This window comes from Glaciecola sp. G7-5, assembly GCF_055808975.1.
Genome location: NZ_CM147892.1, coordinates 433,288 through 454,626 on the forward strand (window position 1 = coordinate 433,288; position 21,339 = coordinate 454,626).

The following is a 21,339-nucleotide window of genomic DNA, read 5'->3' on the forward strand; positions in this document are numbered from 1 at the left end:
ATAGCGCCGTGCTTATGTCTACTCATATCCGTCAAAATTTTGCACTCGCTTGGCCGCTGGCACTTAATGCCCTGCTCGTCCAATCGATGCTAATGATAGATACCCTTTTGGTTGCCCCATTAGGTGAGTTGCCTGTTGCGGCCATGGGGATTGCTACCACCATCGTGGCTTTTGTATTAGGCATTGAGATTGCCATTGGTAACGGCATTCAGCTATTGGTAGGCAGAGCATATGGGTCTAAAAGCCAAGCTAATCTGGCTATCGCCTATTGGTCAGGAATGCTAATAAGCGTCTCATGCGCTTTGATTTTTCTCTTTATTTTGTCATTTTGGGGGAGCAACATTGTTGCCGCTATTACTGACAATACAGAGCTTGCCAGATTAACTGAAAACTATATCGACATTAGTAAATATATTGTGTTGTTAACTGCCTATACGCAAGTGTGTACTGCTTTTTATAACGGCCGAGGCAATTCTAAAGTGCCCCTAAAAGGCTTTTTGATTGAACTACCGGTCAACGCATTATTGAGCTATTTTTTAATTAATGGATTTGAGGATCATCAAGGCCTTGGCGTTGAGGGTGCTGCATGGGGGAGTTTGCTGGCGGTGTTTTTACGTAGTGTATTCCTCTATCTCGCGCTTAAAACAGACAAGGAAGTAGACTTAAACTATCCACCAGACAAAGCTTTTTGGACCGAAATTGGGCCTCAATACAAAGAAGTACTCCCCATTGCTGCGAATTTTTTTGTGCTATCGGTTGGCGCTACGGTATACCAGTTGTTATACGCACAACTTGCGTTATTCTCTTTTGTTGCCATCACTTTACTTTTTCCTTGGCTCAGAGCTGGGACACAATTTCCAAATGCCTGGGCGCAAGCTTCGGCCATTAGTATAAGTCAGATCTTGGGCCAAAAAGAAACAGACACGCTCAAGCTATTTATTGCACAGTGCACGCGAGTAGGCATGGGTGTGTCGTGTGTTATTGCCGGACTTTTCCTTATACTCAGTCAGTATATAGAATTGGTTTATCCTGAGATTGAAGTAGCTACCTATGCCGCCTTAATGACCATAGCCCCGCTTTATATCGTGCTTCCTATTATTCGCGCTTATAACACCATCGCAGGCAATACATTACGTGCCCTGGGTAAAAGCAATCTTGTGCTAAAGATTCATGTGGTCACTCAATGGCTAATCTCTTTGCCTATTTGCGCACTATTGATACTGCATTTTGAAGTATCTATATTTTGGGCTTTTGCCATGATACCTATAGAAGAGCTGCTCAAGACATTGCCTTTTTGGCGTTACAAACAGATTCATATTAAGGCCCTTATTTCAAGCAACGACAAAAATGGTCGATAAAAGAATACTGATAAAATTCGAAAGTAGCGCTATGCTATTAAACAAGTCAAAAATGCAACACAAGCGAATAGATACAAAAGCCAATCACTCGGTGATGGTAATTACTGAGTCCTAACATAGCTATCTATTAGGAGCCTGGTAATATGACAAGTGAGCATAACAACGGACTGCTTTCTTCTAAGCAAGACGAAACAGCAACTACTATCGAGATGTACTTTCAAGCCATTCTCGATATTTCGGGCGACCCCATTTTTATAAAAAACAACGAGTGTCAATTACTGCTAGTAAATGATGCCTTTTGTACCCTTTTTGACTTGCCCCGAGAGCAAATAATCGGCCATACGCTGGCTGAAAAAGTATCTGAGGAAGAACGGAATCATTTCTTATCGATAGATAGAAAAGTATTAGATGAAGGAAAAGAGATAACTTGCCAAGAAAGCTTGACCACCTCTCCGTCAAAGATTAGAACGCTTTTAACCAAAAAACGTCGATTTATCGACGCGAAAGGAGAGCGCTTCCTTGTAGGCATCATTAAAGACATCACCGAGCGTACCCAAAATCGACTGCGCGAGAAAACACGCTCCCAAGTGTTGGAGCTGATCACACAAGGTGATGAGCTGTCGGATATTTTAAAAGCAATTGTGAATATAGTTGAACAAGAAAATGCCGACATGTTGTGCAGTGTCTTGTTATTAGATAATTCTGGTAAATACCTAATAAATACTATCGCCCCAAATTTACCTGATTGTTACAACGATGCCATAGAAGGGTTAGCAATAGGCTATGGAATAGGTTCATGCGGTACAGCAGCCTTTCTAAATGAACGCGTGATTGTTAATGATATTCAAACTCACCCTTTTTGGGAGGAATTTAGGGAACTTGCTGCCAAAGCCAAACTAAGAGCATGTTGGTCAGAGCCTATACGAGGTAGCAACGGAGATGTACTTGGTACATTTGGTATTTATCATCGCAATGTCACTTCGCCAAGCAAAGCCGATCTTAGAATTATTGAACAAACGGCCAGTTTGGCAAGTATCGCGATAGAGAAAAAACAAGCAGAAGAACACCTCAAGCGGGCTGCCAGCGTCTTTACCCACGCGCATGAAGGAATAATGATTACCGATGCCAGCGCCGCAATTATTGAGGTTAACGATACATTTAGTAAGATTACCGGGTACTCATTTGACGAAGTGTTTGGTAAAAATCCAAGCTTGCTTCAATCCGATCGACATTCACCGCAGTTTTACGCAAAAATGTGGGATTCGATAAAAACGAATGGGCATTGGCGAGGTGAGATTTGGAACAAACGTAAAAATGGTGAGATTTACCCAGAAACGCTAACGATCAGTGCGGTCAAAAACTCCGCAGGAGAAGTACAACATTATGTTTCATTGTCTACTGATATCACCATACTTAAAGCTAATCAAGGCCAATTAGAGCGCATTGCTCATTACGATTTACTGACTAACCTACCCAATCGAGTGCTACTTGCAGATCGTCTTAATCAGGCGATGATGCATTGTAAGCGATCCAATAAATCCTTAGCCGTAGCGTTCATGGATTTAGATGGTTTTAAAGCGGTGAATGATAACTATGGCCATAACATAGGTGATGAATTGCTAGTTGAAGTGTCCAGTTCGATGAATAAGGCGCTAAGAGAAGGAGATACTCTAGCTAGGATTGGCGGCGATGAGTTTATCGCGATCATGGTCGATTTGGAACGGTTTGAAGATTGCGAGATAGTGTTGGCAAGGTTACTTAAAGCAGCATCGACTCCTATCCCCGTGGCCAATACTTTTATGCAAGTATCGGCTAGCATTGGGCTTACACTTTATCCTCACGATGGTGTTGATGCCGAGCAATTGATTCGCCATGCTGACCAAGCAATGTATATCGCAAAGCAATCAGGCAAAAAAAGTTATCACTTGTTCGATACCGCGCAAGATGATGCAATCAACACACAACGCAAGAGTATTGATAGCATACAAAGGGCAATCCAGAACGATGAGTTTGTGCTGCATTATCAACCTAAAGTAAATATGCGAACCGGCGAATTAATAGGGGCTGAAGCACTTATCCGGTGGCAACATCCTGAAAATGGGTTAACGCCTCCCGCGACCTTTTTGCCTATGATAGAGGGGCATGCCTTAAGTGTAAATTTAGGTGAGTGGGTCATTGAAACTACTTTGAAACAAATAATTGCATGGCACAAAATGGGTATCGAACTGCCTATAAGCGTAAATATAAGTGCTTATCAATTACAACAAAATAATTTTACTGATCGCCTAACATCTTTACTTGCCGCCTATCCTGAAGTAAACCCTCACTTTTTAGAATTAGAAATATTAGAAACCAGCGCCTTGAATGATACTAATCAAGTCTCGAGTGCCATGAGCGAATGCCAAAAGCTTGGTGTTAGTTTTGCACTTGATGATTTCGGTACCGGCTATTCTTCCCTTACCTACTTAAAGCGCTTGCCAGCATACATGATAAAAATCGATCAGAGCTTTGTCCGCGACATGCTCGACGACAAAGATGATTTGGCAATTGTAAAAGGCGTTGTAGGTTTGGCAGCAGCCTTCCAACGTACGGTTATTGCAGAGGGAGTTGAAAGCATTGAACACGGTAGTGCACTATTGGCCTTAGGCTGCGAACTAGCGCAAGGTTATGGTATTGCCAGCCCCATGCACGCCAATGACATTCCTAAGTGGATAAGCCTCTGGAATAACAATGAATCTTGGCGCCGATTAAGAGCGGCCGCTCCTCCTGCAATGCGTTAACAAAGCAGTTTACTTATAGTGGCGGACAAATAGCGTTTAAATCTTTGCTTTTAACAGGAGCGCGTTTAATTTTTTGCATGACTTTATCGACTTTCCTGACAAGCTCGATATTCACGGTCTCTTTGGAGTACATCAGGTAGGCCGCATTGTTTTCATTTTCTAACAAGCTATATGCAATAAAAAATCGCGCTTTATCACAATACTTAATGAGTTCATATTTTGCTAATGCCAGAGAAGTAATGAAACCCGCGATGCGATCTCTCAGTGCTAAATTCACCGCTTGATCGATTGAATTCACTTGTAATAAGCGATTTGTAAAAGCAGCGTTTGAGAGTAACAAATCATACTCATCAGAATAGGAAGACCCGCGTGTTACGCCAATTTTTTGAGGAATAAAGATTAATTCTTCCAGTGAAGTTAGTTGACGAAACTCTTCTTCGTATTTTTCATGCACGAGCAAAACGTTATCACCTCTTGTAAATACCTCGTTAGAGAAGTGAGCGTATGCTTGACGTTCCTCGATATTCGCCGCTGCCATTGCAACATCTAGCTTACCGGTTTTAATCAGCCTAATTACACGTTTCCAAGGATAACTAAAGAATTGATACTCAATGTTTGCAGCATCTAGCAAGCTGGAAAGATAATCTATGTCATACCCAACCGCTTTACCGTCTGCATTTGTGTATTGATTAGGTGGGTGCTCATAGTAACCAATTTTCAATGTTTTAGATTGTGCTTGCTTAGGTTCCACAGAAGCAAAAACATCACTAGATATGATGCAAACTAAATAGAAACAGACGAACACACTAGTGAAGTATTTAATAATTATTCTCTTTGGATAATGCCTAGCGTACCTTAAGTTCGTAAACATTGTTATTTCAAAGCCGAGCAACATGTTAGCTCAACAACTATTTGGGGGCAAATAGTTAATTAATACTATCGGCAAGTGGCACAAATTGCTGAAGCAAACCGTGAGCAATTTGCTGAGCGTAAAAAAAGCCCGCAGACCAAAAAATCTGCGGGCTTTGATGTGTTCACAATGCAAGCTTATTTAAAAGAATGCAATGTTACGCACGGCTATGCAATCTAATGCAATTACATCATGCCGCCCATTCCACCCATGCCGCCCATGTCAGGCATGCCGCCAGCTGGCGCATCGTCTTGTGGTACATCAGCAATCATCGCTTCAGTGGTAATCATCAAGCTTGCGATTGAGGCTGCAAACTGCAAGGCAGAACGCGTGACTTTAGTTGGGTCAAGAATACCCATCTCAATCATGTCGCCATATGTGTCGTTGCCAGCATTGTAGCCGTAGTTGCCAGAACCGTTTTTCACTTCATTGGTAACAACCGATGCTTCAGCACCCGCGTTTGAAGCGATTTGACGAAGTGGCGCTTCCATTGCACGTAACAACAAGTTGATACCGTGTGTTTGGTCTTCGTTGTCACCTTTAAGTTCAAGTAGCGCACTTGCTGCTCTTACTAAGGCAACACCACCGCCAGGGACAACACCTTCTTCAACGGCTGCACGAGTTGCATGCAATGCATCTTCAACGCGTGCTTTTTTCTCTTTCATTTCTACTTCAGTCGCCGCGCCTACTTTGATAACAGCAACACCGCCTGCAAGTTTTGCTAAACGCTCTTGTAGTTTTTCTTTATCGTAGTCAGAAGACGACTCTTCTATTTGAGCACGAATCTGGTTACAACGGCCTTGAATGCCTTCTTGTTCACCAGCACCATCAACAACAGTGGTGTTGTCTTTGGTAATGACGACGCGTTTCGCTGTACCTAAATCTTCAAGTTGTACTTTCTCAAGATCTAAACCGATTTCTTCAGAAATAACCGTTCCGCCCGTTAGTGTAGCGATATCTTGTAACATCGCTTTACGACGGTCACCAAAACCTGGCGCTTTAACTGCTGCAACTTTTACGATGCCGCGCATGTTGTTAACAACAAGTGTAGCAAGCGCTTCACCTTCAACATCTTCAGCAATGATTAATAGTGGCTTAGATGACTTAGCAACGGCTTCAAGCGTTGGTAGTAATTCACGGATGTTAGAGATTTTCTTATCTACTAACAAAATGTAAGGTGTATCTAGCTCAACCGCACCATTTTCTTGGCTATTGATGAAGTATGGAGACAAGTAACCACGGTCAAACTGCATACCTTCAACAACTTCTAATTCGTTTTGAAGAGCTTGGCCTTCTTCTACTGTTATAACACCTTCTTTTCCGACTTTTTCCATTGCTTCAGCAATGATTTCACCCACGATGTTGTCAGAGTTAGCAGAGATGGTACCCACTTGGGCGATTGATTTGCTGTCGGCGCAATCGGTAGATAAAGATTTAAGTCCTTCAACCGCAGCGATAACGGCTTTGTCGATACCGCGCTTAAGATCCATTGGGTTCATGCCCGCAGCGACGGCTTTTAAGCCTTCAGTTACGATAGCTTGCGCTAAAACAGTTGCAGTAGTCGTTCCGTCACCGGCTTCATCGTTAGCTTTAGACGCGACTTCTTTCACCATTTGGGCGCCCATGTTTTCAAACTTGTCTTCTAGTTCGATTTCTTTTGCTACCGAAACACCGTCTTTAGTGATGGTAGGAGAGCCAAATGATTTGTCTAATACTACGTTGCGGCCTTTAGGACCAAGGGTAACTTTTACTGCATTAGCTAGTACGTTTACGCCTCTAAGCATTTTAGTGCGAGCGTCGTCACCAAATTTTACTTCTTTAGCTGCCATGATAAATATTCCTCTAAACTATGTTGTAAACCAAAAAGGGCTTAATAAATTAATTGTGATGAACTTAGCGAAAGCGCTTGTTATTATTCAACAATCGCTAAAATGTCGTTTTCACTTAAAATAAGCACTTCTTCACCGTCTAATTTTTCAGTTTTTACGCCGTAGCCTTCACTGAAAATCACGCTGTCACCCACTTTAACGTCTAAAGCTTGGATGTCGCCGTTGTCTAAAATACGGCCTTTGCCTACAGCGATAACTTTACCGCGAGTCGATTTTTCTGCTGCCGAACCAGTAAGTACAATACCTCCGGCTGACTTGCTTTCTATTTCTTCGCGTTTAATGATTACGCGGTCATGTAAGGGACGAATTGCCATTTCCAAATCTCCTGAAAATTAAACTAAACTAAGTTGTTTTAAGAACACTTGAACATCACGCAAAGGCTTATTTCAAGTGGTTTTCACTCAGCGCTTGCCAAGTGAAGAAACTGACCAAATAGTATGCTTGTTAAATGTGCTTGACTATTGTGTATGCAGAGGTGGGGTTAAGCGTGTCAATCTCAAGGGTAAAATCAAAAAATTTTAATTTAAACGGTCTTTTTTATCGTTTTCTGATTTATCGGTGTACTCGCCATCAATAATATCGCCTTCATCCATATCATGTCGACGCCAAGGTTCATTCACATTGCCTTGACTAAAGTGCACACCACCGACTTGTTTGGATACAACCTTGCTCATTAAAAAAGTGGCAATGGGCGCTCGACTAAAGGGTAAGGTAAACAAAAACCCAAATACATCCGTAATAAAACCAGGTGTAATAAGCAGTACGCCAGCAACAAGTAGTAATAAAGCTTCGGCCATCTCGGTGCTTGGGGCGTTGCCGCTGCTTAATTTTGTTTGTATTTGCTGCAGCAAAGAAAATCCTTGTTGGCGAACAAAATACGCGCCAAAAGCAGCCGTAATAAGCACGATAAAAAAGGTGTTCAAACCGCCAATGCTCGCCGATACGTTAATCAGCAACATAATTTCAGCGATAGGTAAGGCAACGAATAAAATAAAAAGTAGTAGCATGGCTTCCTTCGGTTCTTTTGAGAGTTTAGTGCTCTAGCGCTTTTCGCTGAACTATATAAAAATAAGCTGTATTACGTATAAAGTGGGGACAATCTTAGAAAATTCAATCCACTTAAGGTTACCTTAAGTATGCTATATTACCTTTCGTAATTCCGCTCGGGTGTAATGCGATTTAAGCTAAGGGTGCATGCCCTAATGAGTAGAGTAAGACCATAAATGAAATTTTTAGTTCAAAGTGCAGGTCTTGTAGCACAAGAAGCACATATCGTTAGTTTTAAGAGGTAGAAGGCGTGCAAAGTTCCGCTCAACGTTGTTCACAATCATGTATACAAAGTCGCTTTTACGACAGCGTATCGTCAATCAGCACATTTATATTGTTTTTGTTCGCGCTTACGCTTGCTATGGCGAGTGGATCTACCCTAGTAAAAGCACAAATATCACCTGATTCGATATTTAGCGATGCACCCAAATTTTTAAAGGTCGACGAAGCCTTTAAGTTAGATTTTGAACAGCGCAATGACAAGCTTATCGTAAAGTGGACCATCGCTGACGGTTACTATTTGTATAAAAAGCAATTTAAAACCGCGGGCAAAAACGCAGTGGTGGGCGAGCCACGCTATCCTGCCCACGAACAAATTGAAGACGAATTTTTTGGCCTCTCTGATGTGTTCTTTGAAGATATGGAGATGGTTTTCCCTATCATTAGCGCGCAGCAAGACGGATCAATTAAGCTTCGATACCAGGGCTGTGCAACTGCAGGTCTATGCTATCCGCCAACCACCAAAGTCATTTTCTTAGAAGCATTTGACAGTGGCTTACTTAGCCCCGAAGCAGCCTTTAAGGCGTCGCTTGTTGAAGCAAGTGAGACGGAATTACATTTCAATATCGATATTGCTGAAGGTTATTTTATTCGTAAAGATAGCCTAAAAATTGATTCTTTCGTGCACGAGTTTGGAGAGGCTATTTTCGCCCCCAGCACAACGGCAACAAGTGTTCATAGTGAAGAAGACGTTTATTATACCCAAGCCAGTGTGCGCTTTCCTATTATCGCGACAGATAACGAATCTGACGCGCCACCCATTGTCGAGTTTTTCTACGCGGGCTGCGCAAATGCAGAAATCTGCTACCAAAGCGCAAGTATTAGTACTGATGTTAATAAAATAGAAAATAGTGATGAAACTGGTAGTCGTTTAGTTGACAACTCCCCTGTGGTGTCTGAGCAGTTTACCCTTGCTGAAAAGCTACTTTCTGATCAAAGTATATTCATTAGTCTGGGTTTATTAGCCTTGTTAGGATTGGGCTTAGCGTTCACGCCGTGCGTTTATCCAATGTATCCTATTTTGTCTAGCATCGTGATAGGAAAAGGTAAGAAGGAAATAAAAACGTCTCAGGCTTTTGCACTCAGTTTTGTTTATGTGCAGGGTATGGCGATTACCTATTCAATCATAGGGCTAATAGTGGCCTCTGCTGGCGTGCAATTTCAAGCAGCCTTGCAGCATCCGGTCCTGTTGAGTGTCTTCATCGTTCTATTTATCGCCTTAGCACTGGCGATGTTCGGCCTGTATGAAATCCAGTTACCATCAAAATGGCAAAATAAACTTAACAGCTTGAGTGATGGGCAAAAACAGGGCAATTACGTTGGCGTATTCATTATGGGTGTTGTTTCTGGTTTAGTCGCCTCTCCTTGCACCACCGCGCCTTTAACAGCGGTATTAATTGTGGTTGCACAAAGTGACAGCTTAGTGTTTGGGTTTTTCTCGCTCTACGCGCTGAGTATCGGTATGGGTATTCCGCTTATTCTGTTTGGTATTACAGGCGGTAAACTATTGCCTAAAGCAGGCGCATGGATGAATGTAATAAAAGTGACATTCGGTTTCATGATGCTCACCGTTGCTATTTTATTTATAGAGCGCTTCATTGTGGCCGCTTGGACCGACTTACTATGGGCCGCACTTGGTTTAAGCCTGTTTGCATATTGGTATACAGTAAATCAAAACACTGCAACTACATTTGCAAAAGGTCTACGTACGCTAATTAGTTTGGCCGGTTTAGTTGTCGCAATTATCTTTACAATTCAGTCTTTGCAAAAAGTTGAATGGATCCCAAACATATTGAGTAGCCAGTCGTCTTCAACCACACAATCAAGCGTAAATGCCGAGTATAGCCATCCTGAATTTATGGTTGTACGCGACCTTGCTGACTTCACACAAAAACTTTCCGATGCGAATGCGCAAGGAAAAACGGTAATGTTAGATTTATACGCTGATTGGTGCGTGGCGTGTAAAGAGTTCGAAAAATATACCTTTCCAGCTCCTCAAGTCGTTGATGCTTTATCTGATACAGTTTGGATGCAAATTGACTTAACTGATAATACGCCTAGCAATTATGAATTCCAGGAAGAATTTGGCATTGTTGGGCTCCCTACTATCATGTTTTTTAATCAAAAAGGTAGTGAACTAGAACGAGCTCGCGTAACCGGTTTTATGCAAGCCGATGCCTTTGCAGAGCATGCGACAAATACATTGCCAAAACGTTAAACTTTTTAGTAATTCATACGATAACCTTTTCAGGTACCCTTATTAATTAATATACCTGTTGTTTGATTTGCTTCTGCGACATGGCTCTGTTGTGTCAAAAGCACGACCTCGCGCCAAGTCTTCATCTCGGTAAATCAAAGAATCAAGGTATATTTCAAGCCACCTTTGAGATTTATCATATGACTTCAGTGTCCCCTAAATTATTCATCACAAGTGTATTGATTGCTGTAGTTGCAATTGTATTAATGTACTTCGAACTATCAATAATAAGCTTAGCTGTTGCAATAATTGGCTTGTTTTTTTGTGTTTTCGGTGCAAGTAAACAAACTAAAATCGCCGATGAAAGTGAGCTCGCTAGCCAAAACAACTCAAGTTTAGTAGAGCTAGATCCAGCGCAATTAGAAAGCCTACGAAACGAAATCCTACCCGCGTTTCACGAATGCGAAACCAATATTGCAGATGTTAAAGCTACACAAGACGATGCTGTAACGACCTTGGGTAAGAGTTTCGAAACAATGCAAGAATTGGTACAAGTTCAAAGTGAAACGATTCAAAAGCTGATTCGGGCAGATGACAGTAGCGATACCTTATACAGTGAAAAAATGCGGGTATTTACCGATAGTACCGCAGAAACACTCGATAAATTCATTGCTTCAACGGTTGAAATGTCAACATCATCAATGTCTTTGCTTGATCAGGTAACGCAAATTTACGAATCGGTTCCAGAAGTACTTAAAGCGGTGAAAGATATTGACAGTATCGCAGATCAAACCAATCTGCTTGCGCTTAACGCCGCCATTGAAGCCGCTAGAGCCGGCGAACATGGGCGTGGTTTTGCGGTTGTAGCAGACGAAGTTCGCTCACTATCGAATAGGTCTTCGCAGTTTAGCGATGCAATTCAGGCGCAATTAAAGGCGATGTCGTCTCAAATCGAAGGATTGACGAGCGAAGTCGGGAGTTTAGCTAGTTACGACGTAAGCTATGTGATTGACGCGAAAAAAGAAATTAATCTTGCCCTCAATAATATTATTGAAAAAGCTGAATCTGATTCAGTAGTCACATCTGGCTTAGAGCAAGTCGCTTCACAATTAGAAGTCGCGCTATCTCAGGCGATAAAAGGCCTTCAGTTTGGCGACATCAATGCTCACAATCTCGATGCTAGCTTGAACTCAATAAGCTTTATTAGAGAGCAAGTGGCAGGCCTATCCTTACAGAATTTAGATAACACAATGTCGCAACTAAGCGAGCATGTGGCGCAGCTTCAACAACGCAAGCATCACAGAAAAATATAAGCCCGTATCGGCCACCAATATGACAGTGGGTGACATCGATTTCTTCTAATGCGATTTATTTTTACTAATTTTTACAACGAGTTATTTAAGGGAGCCCTTGATGAGTGAAAAGTCACTACAAATACCAGAGCGATTCGACTTTGGATACCACAAAGAATTTACAGACCAATACCAAACGATTTTAGAGGCCGGCGCGGTAAGCGAAATCGCCTTGGATTTTAGTAGGGTTAGTTATTTAGATAGCTCAGCCCTTGGCATGATGGTTTTGTTTCAGAAAAAAGCAAAAGGTAAAAACATTAATGTAAGAATTCGTGGTGCAAAAGACAGCGCGAAAGAAATTTTGCAGATAGCCAACTTTGATCGTTTATTTGACATCAGTTAAAGGATAACTAATGCGCATACTGATTATTGAAGACGACAATTTATTTGCTGAAATTCTGCAAACCTTTGTGGAAGACAACAAATGCTCAACCATAGTGGCAGGCACTTTGGCAGAAGCAAAAGCCCAATTGTCAACGTCGGTATTTCAGTTTGTTTTGCTAGACAACCATCTACCTGACGGCGATGGGATAAATTTTATTAAAATGGTAAAGGAAATATCTCCGGTACCTGTGCCTGTCATGATGATTACCGGTGATGGCAATCAGTCGCTAATGTCAGAAGCCTTCAATAACGGTGCGGACGACTTCTTAGTAAAACCCTTATCGTTAGACTTACTGTGGCAAAAATTACAACGTGTTCACGGACTCTATGTAAAAGAAGCAAAACTTGCTGAACAAGCCAAGAGTCTGGAGCGCTTATTAGACAAGCAGGAGCGCGAAGAGCAACTTGCGCGCTATGTATATGAACATGTTTCGGCTACGCTGCGAACCGAGACTGAATGTGTTGACACTTACTTGCAGTCGTCTAGCGCGTTTAATGGCGACGTCTTTATTTGTGACACAGCTCCTAACGGGAATCGCTTTGTCATATTGGCTGATGCGACTGGCCATGGTTTGTCCGCAGCAATAAGTATATTGCCGCTGGTAACGACAATACGGGCGATGATCAAGAAAGGCCTAAGCCTGGCTCATATTATTCACGAAGCAAATAAAAAACTTTGTATCGAATTACCCGACGATAAGTTCGTCACCCTCATCGGTGTGGAAGTTAATTTTCACAAGCAAAACATGACGATATTTAACGGCGGTATGCCCGACATTGTCTCGATTCGTCATGACAGGACCTTGGAGCGCTTTCCGAGTACTTCACTTGCGCTAGGCATAATGGAGCCTGAGGATTTTGACCCCGGTATTGTGACAATAGAAACCCGCCCTATCCGAAACCTTTTCTTCTTTAGTGATGGCTTGATTGAACAGCAAAACTTGTTTGGTGAAGAGTTTGGGATGGAACGCACGATGGAAATCCTCAATCACTGGGACTACAAAGAAAGTTTGTTAAGCCGAATGGTCAATCATTTTACCGTTTTTAACGAATTGAACGAACTTCAAGATGACCTTTCTATATGCGATTTGCAAATTGATGCTTTGATGAATAAACACTTACATGAGAACAAGTCCGCTCAAAATAAAAAAACTGGTCAACTTGTTGCCTCGGTGAGGCTTGAAGGCAATTTAATTGCCGCCACCGATATCATCGGCATATTTGACGGCTTGATGAAATGTGTAGACGTTGTTGGTGACTTGCGTCAAAAAGCCTTTACTGTATTTGCGGAGCTCATTAGCAATGCGCTTGATCACGGGATCTTAGATTTAGACTCAGCGCTGAAAAATGATTTTGCTGGATTTGCAGAATATATGGAATTAAAAGAAAAACGTCTTGAGAACATGAAAGAAGCAGACTGCCTTGAGATGTCTATTACTTTTATTCCTAAAACCCAAGAAATGATGTTTTCAATCAAAGACTCCGGCAGTGGATATGAATTTGAAAACTCTACAGATATGAAAGACGGTGCCCTTTCGGGACGCGGAATGTCACTTATTAAAAAATTATGCAAACAGGTAGATGTGCATGCTCCGGGCAATAACACATCCGTCACTCTAAAGCGGGAATTTTAGTCCATGAGTAAAAACATCAGCCGATTGTTTGATGATTTTCTTGTGATTGCTTAGCAACAGGGCGCTGGCTTTTTCATCTTAGGATTTCGCTTCCAAAGGGTACTTAACGACCTTATTTCGACCATCATGCTTTGCCTTATATAGCGCTTTATCAGCAGCCCCAATGGCCGGCATCACGCTATCAAAGGCATTTAAGTCAACTAAACCGGCACTGAAAGTCACTTTAAATTCATTTTTGTTGCTCAAAAAGCGCATATTACTAAATACGTCTTTCATGAGCTGCATTTTATTAACAGCATCATCAATATCGCAATCGTCGAAAACAATTACAAACTCTTCACCTCCATAGCGTCCAACAATATCCGTTTCTCTCACCGAATTAGACAAGAGTTGGCCCAATGCGCATAACACTTTGTCTCCCGCGATGTGTCCGTGGGTATCGTTAACACGTTTAAAATGATCAACATCAATGACAGCAAGAGTTGCTTTTGATTTCCGGCGCTGACATGCGCGAATAGTTTGGTTTGCGCGCTCCACAATTTGGCTATGATTAAGCACACCTGTTAATGCATCTTTTGCAACAAAAGCGCTTACTTTAGAAGCCCTCGCCAAACGCGTTAATATTTGGTGTGTTATGGTTTTTATTGCAATCGATTTATTAATAACGTCGTCTGCACCCGCATCTAGAGCTGCTAAACGATTTTCTGTTAGCTCATCTCCGGTGATGAAAATAATCGGTGCGAAATCAAATTTGTGTTCTTGTCGAATCATTTGCGCGACCTCTAAACCACCTACATCTGGCATCATCATGTCCAGCAGGAACATATCTGGCGCAAGGTCATCGAGAGATTCAAAAAGGGCATTGGCACTTGGGAAAAAAGTAACGTCGCAACCGACTTGTTCAAGCATGGTCTTATAAAAAGTCCCCATCGTTTCTTGGTCATCAACAATAATGATCTGATACTTTCTATTTTGCTGGAGACTTAAGGCCCGGCCGATTTTTTCAACCAGCACATAGGTGTTGATTGGTTTGACAACGTAGTCAGATACTTTTGCACGAACAGCCAACAATCTCGAATCAAATGTAAAGGTCGAAGAGCAACTAATGACTTTAATACCTTCACTCACTAATTCTGTGGCAAAAGCAAACACTTCTTTTTCACTCGTGTTGGGCATTACGATATCTAGCAGAACCAAGTCTGCGTTGACTTCCTCCTTCACCTTTTTGAAGTCTGCAATGCTCGTGAAACAACTGACATTAAGGGCAAAATCTTCCAAGGTTTTGGCTAAACTTTGTGCAACCGATAGTTGTTCGTCGATAATGACAATATTTGGCTTGCTATTACGATTAATGCGCGAAGTATAAGCACTTACTTTTTGGTGTAAATCGTCTTGCTCGGCTGCTACATCAGATTCCTTCAAGAATGGGTCAAGCTCTTCATTATTTCCACGGATTAGCTGATTCATCAACCAATCCACTTTTTTTATCAACTCTTTGGAGTCTTTTTTATTTTGTAGGCCAGCCTCTGCACTCTTAGACATGCTGGTCATTACTTGTTGAAGCGCGCACAATGCAAATGTTGCGATTTCTTGAGATAGTTGATTACAAGCGTTATAGAAATGAGCGAGGGAATCTTTCTCCTTTTCCTTTCTAAACTTGGCCCAGTCTCTGATTAAACCGCCAAGGTCTTGTTTATACTTTGCTTCATATCCCTTTGGTATACTCATTAGCGCTCTCTTTTGTGTTTCTTCAAAGTCATTGTGCTGTAATACGGTTCATCGCTTTCGCTTTATTAATCTAGGGGCCAAATGCTATCGTCGATTTTACGTAAACTTGTATTTTTCATTTAGCTCTGAAAGGTTATCGGATAAATAAAAAAAAATTCAGTTTTTATAAAGCCAAAGTTAATGCTTGATGACTATTGCTGGGACCTCGCTTCAAAACAACACGCTCAACGCTTTGTATAAAGTTTAATTCGATTGTAACGATATACATACGTACTGGTGTCCTTAGCAATATAATATTTAAGAAACTGGACAGTCTAGGCTGCCATCTGTGGATAAGTCGAAATGTCTGGACAGTCTAATTTTTTTCGATTCTCATCAGACAGTTACGCCCACTCCACGGCCAAGTACCATGCGTTTAGATATAAAACTAGTGTACAAAAACATTGACTACGACAAGAGCAGAACATGAGCGAGCAAGATTTACGTCAACACATAGATCAACTTGAGCGACGACTCGAAAGAGAACGAGCTGGAAGGAAGAAAGTAGAGGAAATATTACGCTCTAAAACCATGGATTTGTTTGAAGCTAACCAGTACCTGACAAGCATGACGAAACGACTACAATTGGCACTTTGGGCCGGCAACGAAGTCGTTTGGGAATATGTCATAGACGAAGACTGTTTTTATTTGTATAAAAATATGAATGGCGGTTCTGCCAATATCGCAAAAGTAGGTTCGTTTGACGATGCCTTGGCGGCCTATCACAAAGATGATCAACAAATGGCTAGTGACAATTGGTTTGCTCACTTAAACGGCAATAAAACTGCCATAAATTTTACAGCTAGGCTATTTACTGAAAAGAAAGATGCGTTTCGCTGGAATTTAATAAAAGCAAAGCGTATTTTTGATGAGCGTACAGGCCATGCGACAAAAATAATCGGCATTTTTAAGGACATCCATGAAGAATATATCAGGGAGCTGTCTTACAAGGTGATTAATAAGGCGTTTCTTCGCTCTCGCACACCTGGCTTCGTAATTGATTTCTCAACAAAGCATATCGAGGTCAGCGATTCATTCTATCAATTTGTTGGAAAAGAACGAGAAGACGTCGATCAAAAAGAATTACAAGCATTGTTGCCGACCGAAGAGATAAATACTCAACAGTGCCAGCATAATTATCGATTCATCGCTAATTTAACGATACTCCCCGATAAAATTCTACCGTGTCAATTTCAATTGCACCCTATGTTAGAAGATAAAATGGCCAATAGTAATTTCAGATTTGCAGTTGGCACCTTTCGATCTGTCCCCTCATAGTCATCGTTTTATCCCTAAATTCACCTAACTTCGCTGATTAGACCAGTATTTTGCTGAAAACTTGCTGGTAAGTATGCTATTTTATGCAAAATAAGAATTTAACGGCGGAAAAACTGAGACAAATTTATACGTTTTAGCGCAAAAGTATATTTGTCGACAAGTTTCGCCTAAATAACGACGATAAGCCTAATTTTATATGCAAATTTTGTTATTGAATGGTCCAAACCTAAATATGCTTGGTAAGCGTGAACCCGAAGTTTACGGCGCCACTAGCTTAGCGGACATTGAAAACAGCCTTAGAGCTTTAGCAATATCAAATGGCGTAGAGCTGCAAGCGTTTCAGTCAAATGCTGAGCATGCATTAATTGACAGAATCCACGCCAGCGCAAATATCGTTGATGGCATTATCATTAATCCAGCCGCGTTTACGCACACCAGTATAGCGCTTCGAGATGCGTTACTGAGCGTGAATATACCTTTTATTGAAGTGCATTTGTCAAACGTGCATAGGCGTGAAACATTTAGACATCATTCTTATTTTTCAGATATTGCCATTGGCACCCTAGTTGGCTTAGGAGCGGATGGCTACGAATATGCGTTAAACGCACTCATCAAACATTTACAACAAAAATAGTATAAGACTTAGAATAAGGCACAAAGATGGATATAAGAAAAATTAAAAAGCTCATTGAGCTTGTAGAAGAATCAGGCATAGCAGAATTAGAGATCACTGAAGGCGAGGAGTCAGTAAGGATTCATCGAGGTAGCAGTGTTGCACCTGTTGCTTATGCACCGCAAATGGCTGCGCCACAACCAGCACCTGTAGCCGCGCCCGCACCTGCAGCTGTTGAAGCAGCTCCGGTTATTAGCGGTCACATAGTGAAGTCTCCTATGGTGGGCACATTCTACCGCTCATCATCTCCTGAAGCGAAAGCCTTCGTTGAAGCAGGTCAAAAAGTCAGAGTGGGTGATACGCTTTGTATCATCGAAGCGATGAAGATGATGAACCAAATCGAATCTGACAAAGACGGCGTCGTAAAAGAAATTTTAGTTGGAAATCAAGAATCGGTCGAATTCGATCAACCACTTTTCGTTATTGAATAAAGGGCGCCACTATGTTGGATAAAGTCTTAATAGCAAACCGCGGAGAAATAGCTCTGCGTATCTTGCGCGCCTGTAAAGAGTTAGGCATTAAAACTGTCGCGGCGCATTCCACTGCAGATAGAAATTTAAAGCACGTTTTGTTAGCCGATGAGTCAATTTGTATCGGCAATGCGCCTGCAAACGAGAGCTATCTCAATATTCCACGACTTATTGCGGCTGCCGAAGTCACTAACGCAATTGCTATTCATCCTGGATACGGATTTCTCTCAGAAAATGCAGAATTTGCCGAAGCCGTAGAAAAAAGTGGCTTTGTTTTTATCGGGCCACGCGCTGAAACAATCAACTTGATGGGCGATAAAGTATCGGCTATTGCATCAATGCGAAAAGCGGGTGTTCCTTGCGTGCCTGGATCTGACGGTCCATTAGGCGACGATATAGAAAAAAATAAAGCCATCGCAAAACGTATTGGCTATCCTATGATTGTGAAGGCTGCCGGTGGTGGTGGTGGTCGCGGTATGCGTGTCGTGCGAAGCGAATCCGAGCTAGATGAAGCAATTCGTACAACGAAAGCTGAAGCTGGCGCGGCGTTCAACAATGACGTCGTCTATATGGAGAAGTTTTTAGAGAATCCTCGCCACATAGAAATTCAAGTACTTGCTGATGGACAAGGAAATGCAATTCATTTGGGTGAACGCGATTGCTCCATGCAACGCCGACATCAGAAAGTGGTTGAAGAAGCGCCTGCTCCAGGAATTTCAGATTCGATGCGCGCAAAGATTGGCGAGCGTTGTCGTCGAGCATGCATAGAGATAAACTATCGCGGTGCCGGAACCTTCGAGTTTCTATATGAGAACGGTGAGTTCTATTTCATTGAAATGAATACGCGTATTCAAGTTGAACACCCCGTGACCGAAATGGTGACTGGTATCGACTTGATAAAAGAGCAACTGCGAATTGCCGCAGGGCAACCTTTATCTATAGAGCAATCTCAAATAAACGTGAGAGGCCACGCGATAGAGTGCCGAATAAACGCAGAAGACCCAAACACTTTTCTCCCTAGTCCAGGTAAAATTACCATGTTTCATGCACCTGGTGGCTTAGGAGTTCGTTGGGAATCTCATATTTATACGGGTTATTCGGTGCCACCGTTTTACGACTCAATGATAGGCAAGTTGATCACCTTTGGTGAAAGCCGAGATGAAGCAATTGCCAGAATGCGCCATTCATTAAATGAACTAGTAATTGAAGGTATCAAAACTAACGTTCCGCTTCAGAAAAGAATACTGCATGACGAAAACTTTTTTAATGGTGGCACTAATATCCACTATCTAGAACGAAAGCTCGAAAAAGAAGAATAGTAAAACTATAGGAAACAGTATTTGACCCAGTCCCTTTGACGAAATTCATTGGGACTTTTTTTATCTAAAAATAATTCCAGACTGTCCAACTTGTATTCTAGACTGTCCAATACTTATAAATATCACCGCTGCTAATCTAAAGATCATTGATTTACATACAATTTTCACTATTCGATACATATATGCAAAAATAAATGTTATCTTCAAAACTTAACAATCGTAAATAAACTAAAATGGTTTAAATTCGTATTAAAAAACTTAATTAAAGTCATGAGGTATAATTATGTTTGGAATGTTTAAAAGTAATCCGGCTAAAAAACTTCAGCGTCAATATGATAAAGCGCTTGAAAAATGTATGCAGGCCCAACGCAAAGGTGATATGAGGTTATTCGCGGAGCTTACCAGTGAAGCTGAAGCTCTATGGAAGCAAATTGATGCGATGAATAAAGAACAAGAAAAAAATAAGAAGTAAGGACACTTACAATATGATGGTTATGCGAATCTTCATTATTTTATTAGTAGTTTTATACAGTCAACAGCGCTTAGTGCATGCTTCAGAATCACCAGCGAGTCATGATTTTAGTTTAGTAGAGACCAAACATGATATACGATTACAAACAGGCAAAATAAAATATACAGCGATAGCAGGCAATACTGAACTCAAAGATGATAGTGGTAAGCCGCAAGCTTCTATTTTTAGTACCGCCTACTTTAGAGACGATATTAAAGACCCACAGAAACGTCCCATTATATTTATTTTCAATGGTGGTCCTGGTTCATCAAGTGTGTGGTTACATCTTGGCGTGTTCGGGCCGAAAGTCGTACAACTGCCAAGTGACGCACAAGCAGTCCCCTCTGCTCCTTACACGATTAAAGAAAACCCTTTAAGCCTGCTGGATATAGCAGATATGGTGTTTATAGATCCTGTAGGTACGGGATATTCTAAAGCAATTGGAGACTTTGCAGGCAAGGACTTTTGGGGCGTTCGTCAAGATGCCAAAATAATGTCCCAGTTTGTTCGAGAGTTTATTACAAACTATAAAAGGTGGAATTCTCCTAAATATTTAGCAGGTGAAAGTTACGGTACGACCCGCGCTGCAGTAATGGTAAAAGAGTTACAAGAAGGATGGGGAAGTGTTGACCTAAATGGTGTATTTCTTATATCTAGTATCGTAGACTTTCAAACGGGCGACTTCAATCCGGGGAACGACCTTCCATTTATCACTTTTTTACCCACCTATGCAGCAACTGCTTGGTATCATAACGCTATACCCAATAGAAGCGATTATAAAGATTTACCCTCTTTTATAGAGCAAGTGCGAAATTTTGCGTTAACAGAATATGCATCGGCACTTATTCTAGGACAAAACATCGAAGACGATGCATTCTCCAACATTGTAGATAAACTTCATCAGTTCACCGGTCTTAGCAAAAAATATCTAATTCAAACCAATTTACGGATTGATGAAATGCTATTTATGAAAGAACTGCTGCGGGATAGAGGATTGAGCGTTGGTCGTCTTGACAGTCGTTATTTAGGCGTTGATGCTAGCAATGTAGAAGCACGATTCGATACAGATCCCTCAGGCTATGCCATAGACGGCGCTTATACCGCCTCGATACAAAGTTATTTAGCGCAAGACCTTAATCTTGTCAGAACTGAACGCTACAATGTGTTGTCAGGAGAAGTATTTTCAAACTGGGATTGGCTCTATTTGGGCAGTGCGCGCACTCAAGGCTTTTTGAATACAGGGCAATACTTAGCAAGAGCGCAGCGCGAGAATCCATCTTTTAGAATTTTCATCGCGAACGGCTACTATGATTTAGCCACTCCTTTCTTTGCAACGGAATATTCGTTTAACCGCAATGGTTTTGATAAAAATAGAATAACGATGGAATACTATGAAGCTGGCCACATGATGTATATCCATCACCCCTCGTTTGAGAAATTAACACAAGATATGCGCACCTTCTTGTCCATTCACAATCAACAATAAACGGT

At 41.5% G+C, this 21,339-nt stretch carries 17 protein-coding genes; 12 read left to right on the forward strand and 5 right to left on the reverse strand.

Annotation, left to right across the window (positions count from 1 at the left end; translation table 11 throughout):
* Positions 1-14 precede the first annotated feature (14 nt).
* Together AC0L6H_RS01820 and AC0L6H_RS01825 are read left to right on the forward strand one after the other, a co-directional pair.
* A complete protein-coding gene (locus AC0L6H_RS01820; protein ID WP_473392231.1) occupies positions 15-1,358 on the forward strand; it encodes an MATE family efflux transporter in 1,344 nt (447 codons plus the stop codon).
* 143 nt (positions 1,359-1,501) lie between these two features.
* Positions 1,502-4,138 carry a bifunctional diguanylate cyclase/phosphodiesterase gene (locus AC0L6H_RS01825; protein WP_473392232.1) on the forward strand — a complete coding sequence of 879 codons (2,637 nt, stop codon included), beginning with the start codon at positions 1,502-1,504 and terminating at the stop codon, positions 4,136-4,138.
* Positions 4,139-4,151: 13 nt separating this feature from the next.
* Here the strand turns inward: AC0L6H_RS01825 and AC0L6H_RS01830 are convergent, their stop codons facing one another.
* From AC0L6H_RS01830 to AC0L6H_RS01845, 4 genes are all read right to left on the reverse strand, one after another.
* The gene (locus tag AC0L6H_RS01830; protein ID WP_473392234.1) at positions 4,152-4,889 is read right to left on the reverse strand and encodes a substrate-binding periplasmic protein; all 738 of its coding nucleotides are present in this window, start codon (positions 4,887-4,889) and stop codon (positions 4,152-4,154) included.
* 344 nt (positions 4,890-5,233) lie between these two features.
* On the reverse strand, positions 5,234-6,877 hold the full coding sequence (gene groL, locus AC0L6H_RS01835; protein ID WP_473392235.1) for a chaperonin GroEL: 1,644 nt from the start codon (positions 6,875-6,877) through the stop codon (positions 5,234-5,236).
* An 83-nt stretch (positions 6,878-6,960) separates the two neighbouring features.
* Positions 6,961-7,251 (reverse strand): co-chaperone GroES, encoded by a 291-nt coding sequence (locus tag AC0L6H_RS01840; RefSeq protein WP_473392237.1) that lies wholly within the window; start codon positions 7,249-7,251, stop codon positions 6,961-6,963.
* A 204-nt stretch (positions 7,252-7,455) separates the two neighbouring features.
* The gene (locus AC0L6H_RS01845) at positions 7,456-7,944 is read right to left on the reverse strand and encodes an FxsA family protein (RefSeq protein ID WP_473392238.1); all 489 of its coding nucleotides are present in this window, start codon (positions 7,942-7,944) and stop codon (positions 7,456-7,458) included.
* Between the two features lie 401 nt (positions 7,945-8,345).
* Between AC0L6H_RS01845 and AC0L6H_RS01850 the strand changes: the two genes are divergently transcribed.
* The 4 genes from AC0L6H_RS01850 to AC0L6H_RS01865 all read left to right on the forward strand — a co-directional run bounded on the left by AC0L6H_RS01850 (position 8,346) and on the right by AC0L6H_RS01865 (position 13,830).
* On the forward strand, positions 8,346-10,481 hold the full coding sequence (locus AC0L6H_RS01850) for a protein-disulfide reductase DsbD (protein ID WP_473394446.1): 2,136 nt from the start codon (positions 8,346-8,348) through the stop codon (positions 10,479-10,481).
* 179 nt (positions 10,482-10,660) lie between these two features.
* Positions 10,661-11,773 (forward strand): methyl-accepting chemotaxis protein, encoded by a 1,113-nt coding sequence (locus AC0L6H_RS01855; RefSeq protein WP_473392239.1) that lies wholly within the window; start codon positions 10,661-10,663, stop codon positions 11,771-11,773.
* Positions 11,774-11,873: 100 nt separating this feature from the next.
* Positions 11,874-12,155: an STAS domain-containing protein gene (locus AC0L6H_RS01860; protein ID WP_473392241.1), complete on the forward strand. Its 282-nt coding sequence runs from the start codon at positions 11,874-11,876 to the stop codon at positions 12,153-12,155.
* 10 nt (positions 12,156-12,165) lie between these two features.
* Positions 12,166-13,830 carry a SpoIIE family protein phosphatase gene (locus AC0L6H_RS01865; RefSeq protein WP_473392242.1) on the forward strand — a complete coding sequence of 555 codons (1,665 nt, stop codon included), beginning with the start codon at positions 12,166-12,168 and terminating at the stop codon, positions 13,828-13,830.
* Positions 13,831-13,908: 78 nt separating this feature from the next.
* Here AC0L6H_RS01865 and AC0L6H_RS01870 read toward each other — a convergent pair whose 3' ends face one another.
* Positions 13,909-15,558, reverse strand: coding sequence for a diguanylate cyclase (locus AC0L6H_RS01870; protein WP_473392243.1), 1,650 nt, complete (start codon positions 15,556-15,558; stop codon positions 13,909-13,911).
* A 465-nt stretch (positions 15,559-16,023) separates the two neighbouring features.
* Here AC0L6H_RS01870 and AC0L6H_RS01875 point away from each other — a divergent pair, with 465 nt between their 5' ends.
* From AC0L6H_RS01875 to AC0L6H_RS01900, 6 genes are all read left to right on the forward strand, one after another.
* Positions 16,024-16,875 carry a hypothetical protein gene (locus tag AC0L6H_RS01875; protein ID WP_473392245.1) on the forward strand — a complete coding sequence of 284 codons (852 nt, stop codon included), beginning with the start codon at positions 16,024-16,026 and terminating at the stop codon, positions 16,873-16,875.
* A 196-nt stretch (positions 16,876-17,071) separates the two neighbouring features.
* Positions 17,072-17,509 (forward strand): type II 3-dehydroquinate dehydratase, encoded by a 438-nt coding sequence (aroQ, locus tag AC0L6H_RS01880; RefSeq protein ID WP_473392246.1) that lies wholly within the window; start codon positions 17,072-17,074, stop codon positions 17,507-17,509.
* Between the two features lie 26 nt (positions 17,510-17,535).
* Positions 17,536-17,979, forward strand: a complete 444-nt coding sequence (gene accB / locus AC0L6H_RS01885) for an acetyl-CoA carboxylase biotin carboxyl carrier protein (RefSeq protein ID WP_473392247.1) — start codon at positions 17,536-17,538, stop codon at positions 17,977-17,979.
* Positions 17,980-17,990: 11 nt separating this feature from the next.
* On the forward strand, positions 17,991-19,337 hold the full coding sequence (accC, locus tag AC0L6H_RS01890) for an acetyl-CoA carboxylase biotin carboxylase subunit (RefSeq protein ID WP_473392249.1): 1,347 nt from the start codon (positions 17,991-17,993) through the stop codon (positions 19,335-19,337).
* A 283-nt stretch (positions 19,338-19,620) separates the two neighbouring features.
* Positions 19,621-19,809 carry a DUF6435 family protein gene (locus AC0L6H_RS01895; RefSeq protein WP_473392250.1) on the forward strand — a complete coding sequence of 63 codons (189 nt, stop codon included), beginning with the start codon at positions 19,621-19,623 and terminating at the stop codon, positions 19,807-19,809.
* Between the two features lie 13 nt (positions 19,810-19,822).
* Complete coding sequence (locus AC0L6H_RS01900; protein WP_473392251.1) at positions 19,823-21,334, forward strand: S10 family peptidase; 1,512 nt, start codon at positions 19,823-19,825, stop codon at positions 21,332-21,334.
* Positions 21,335-21,339 lie beyond the last annotated feature (5 nt).

What these genes read in the sequence shown, in the direction of transcription:
- AC0L6H_RS01820 (WP_473392231.1), top strand. Translation starts at nt 15, where the DNA reads ATGTCTACTCATATCCGTCAAAATTTTGCACTCGCTTGGCCGCTGGCA.
- AC0L6H_RS01825 (WP_473392232.1), top strand. Translation starts at nt 1,502, where the DNA reads ATGACAAGTGAGCATAACAACGGACTGCTTTCTTCTAAGCAAGACGAA.
- groL (WP_473392235.1), bottom strand. Translation starts at nt 6,877, where the DNA reads ATGGCAGCTAAAGAAGTAAAATTTGGTGACGACGCTCGCACTAAAATG.
- AC0L6H_RS01840 (WP_473392237.1), bottom strand. Translation starts at nt 7,251, where the DNA reads ATGGCAATTCGTCCCTTACATGACCGCGTAATCATTAAACGCGAAGAA.
- AC0L6H_RS01845 (WP_473392238.1), bottom strand. Translation starts at nt 7,944, where the DNA reads ATGCTACTACTTTTTATTTTATTCGTTGCCTTACCTATCGCTGAAATT.
- AC0L6H_RS01850 (WP_473394446.1), top strand. Translation starts at nt 8,346, where the DNA reads ATGGCGAGTGGATCTACCCTAGTAAAAGCACAAATATCACCTGATTCG.
- AC0L6H_RS01855 (WP_473392239.1), top strand. Translation starts at nt 10,661, where the DNA reads ATGACTTCAGTGTCCCCTAAATTATTCATCACAAGTGTATTGATTGCT.
- AC0L6H_RS01860 (WP_473392241.1), top strand. Translation starts at nt 11,874, where the DNA reads ATGAGTGAAAAGTCACTACAAATACCAGAGCGATTCGACTTTGGATAC.
- AC0L6H_RS01865 (WP_473392242.1), top strand. Translation starts at nt 12,166, where the DNA reads ATGCGCATACTGATTATTGAAGACGACAATTTATTTGCTGAAATTCTG.
- AC0L6H_RS01870 (WP_473392243.1), bottom strand. Translation starts at nt 15,558, where the DNA reads ATGAGTATACCAAAGGGATATGAAGCAAAGTATAAACAAGACCTTGGC.
- AC0L6H_RS01875 (WP_473392245.1), top strand. Translation starts at nt 16,024, where the DNA reads ATGAGCGAGCAAGATTTACGTCAACACATAGATCAACTTGAGCGACGA.
- aroQ (WP_473392246.1), top strand. Translation starts at nt 17,072, where the DNA reads ATGCAAATTTTGTTATTGAATGGTCCAAACCTAAATATGCTTGGTAAG.
- accB (WP_473392247.1), top strand. Translation starts at nt 17,536, where the DNA reads ATGGATATAAGAAAAATTAAAAAGCTCATTGAGCTTGTAGAAGAATCA.
- accC (WP_473392249.1), top strand. Translation starts at nt 17,991, where the DNA reads ATGTTGGATAAAGTCTTAATAGCAAACCGCGGAGAAATAGCTCTGCGT.
- AC0L6H_RS01895 (WP_473392250.1), top strand. Translation starts at nt 19,621, where the DNA reads ATGTTTGGAATGTTTAAAAGTAATCCGGCTAAAAAACTTCAGCGTCAA.
- AC0L6H_RS01900 (WP_473392251.1), top strand. Translation starts at nt 19,823, where the DNA reads ATGATGGTTATGCGAATCTTCATTATTTTATTAGTAGTTTTATACAGT.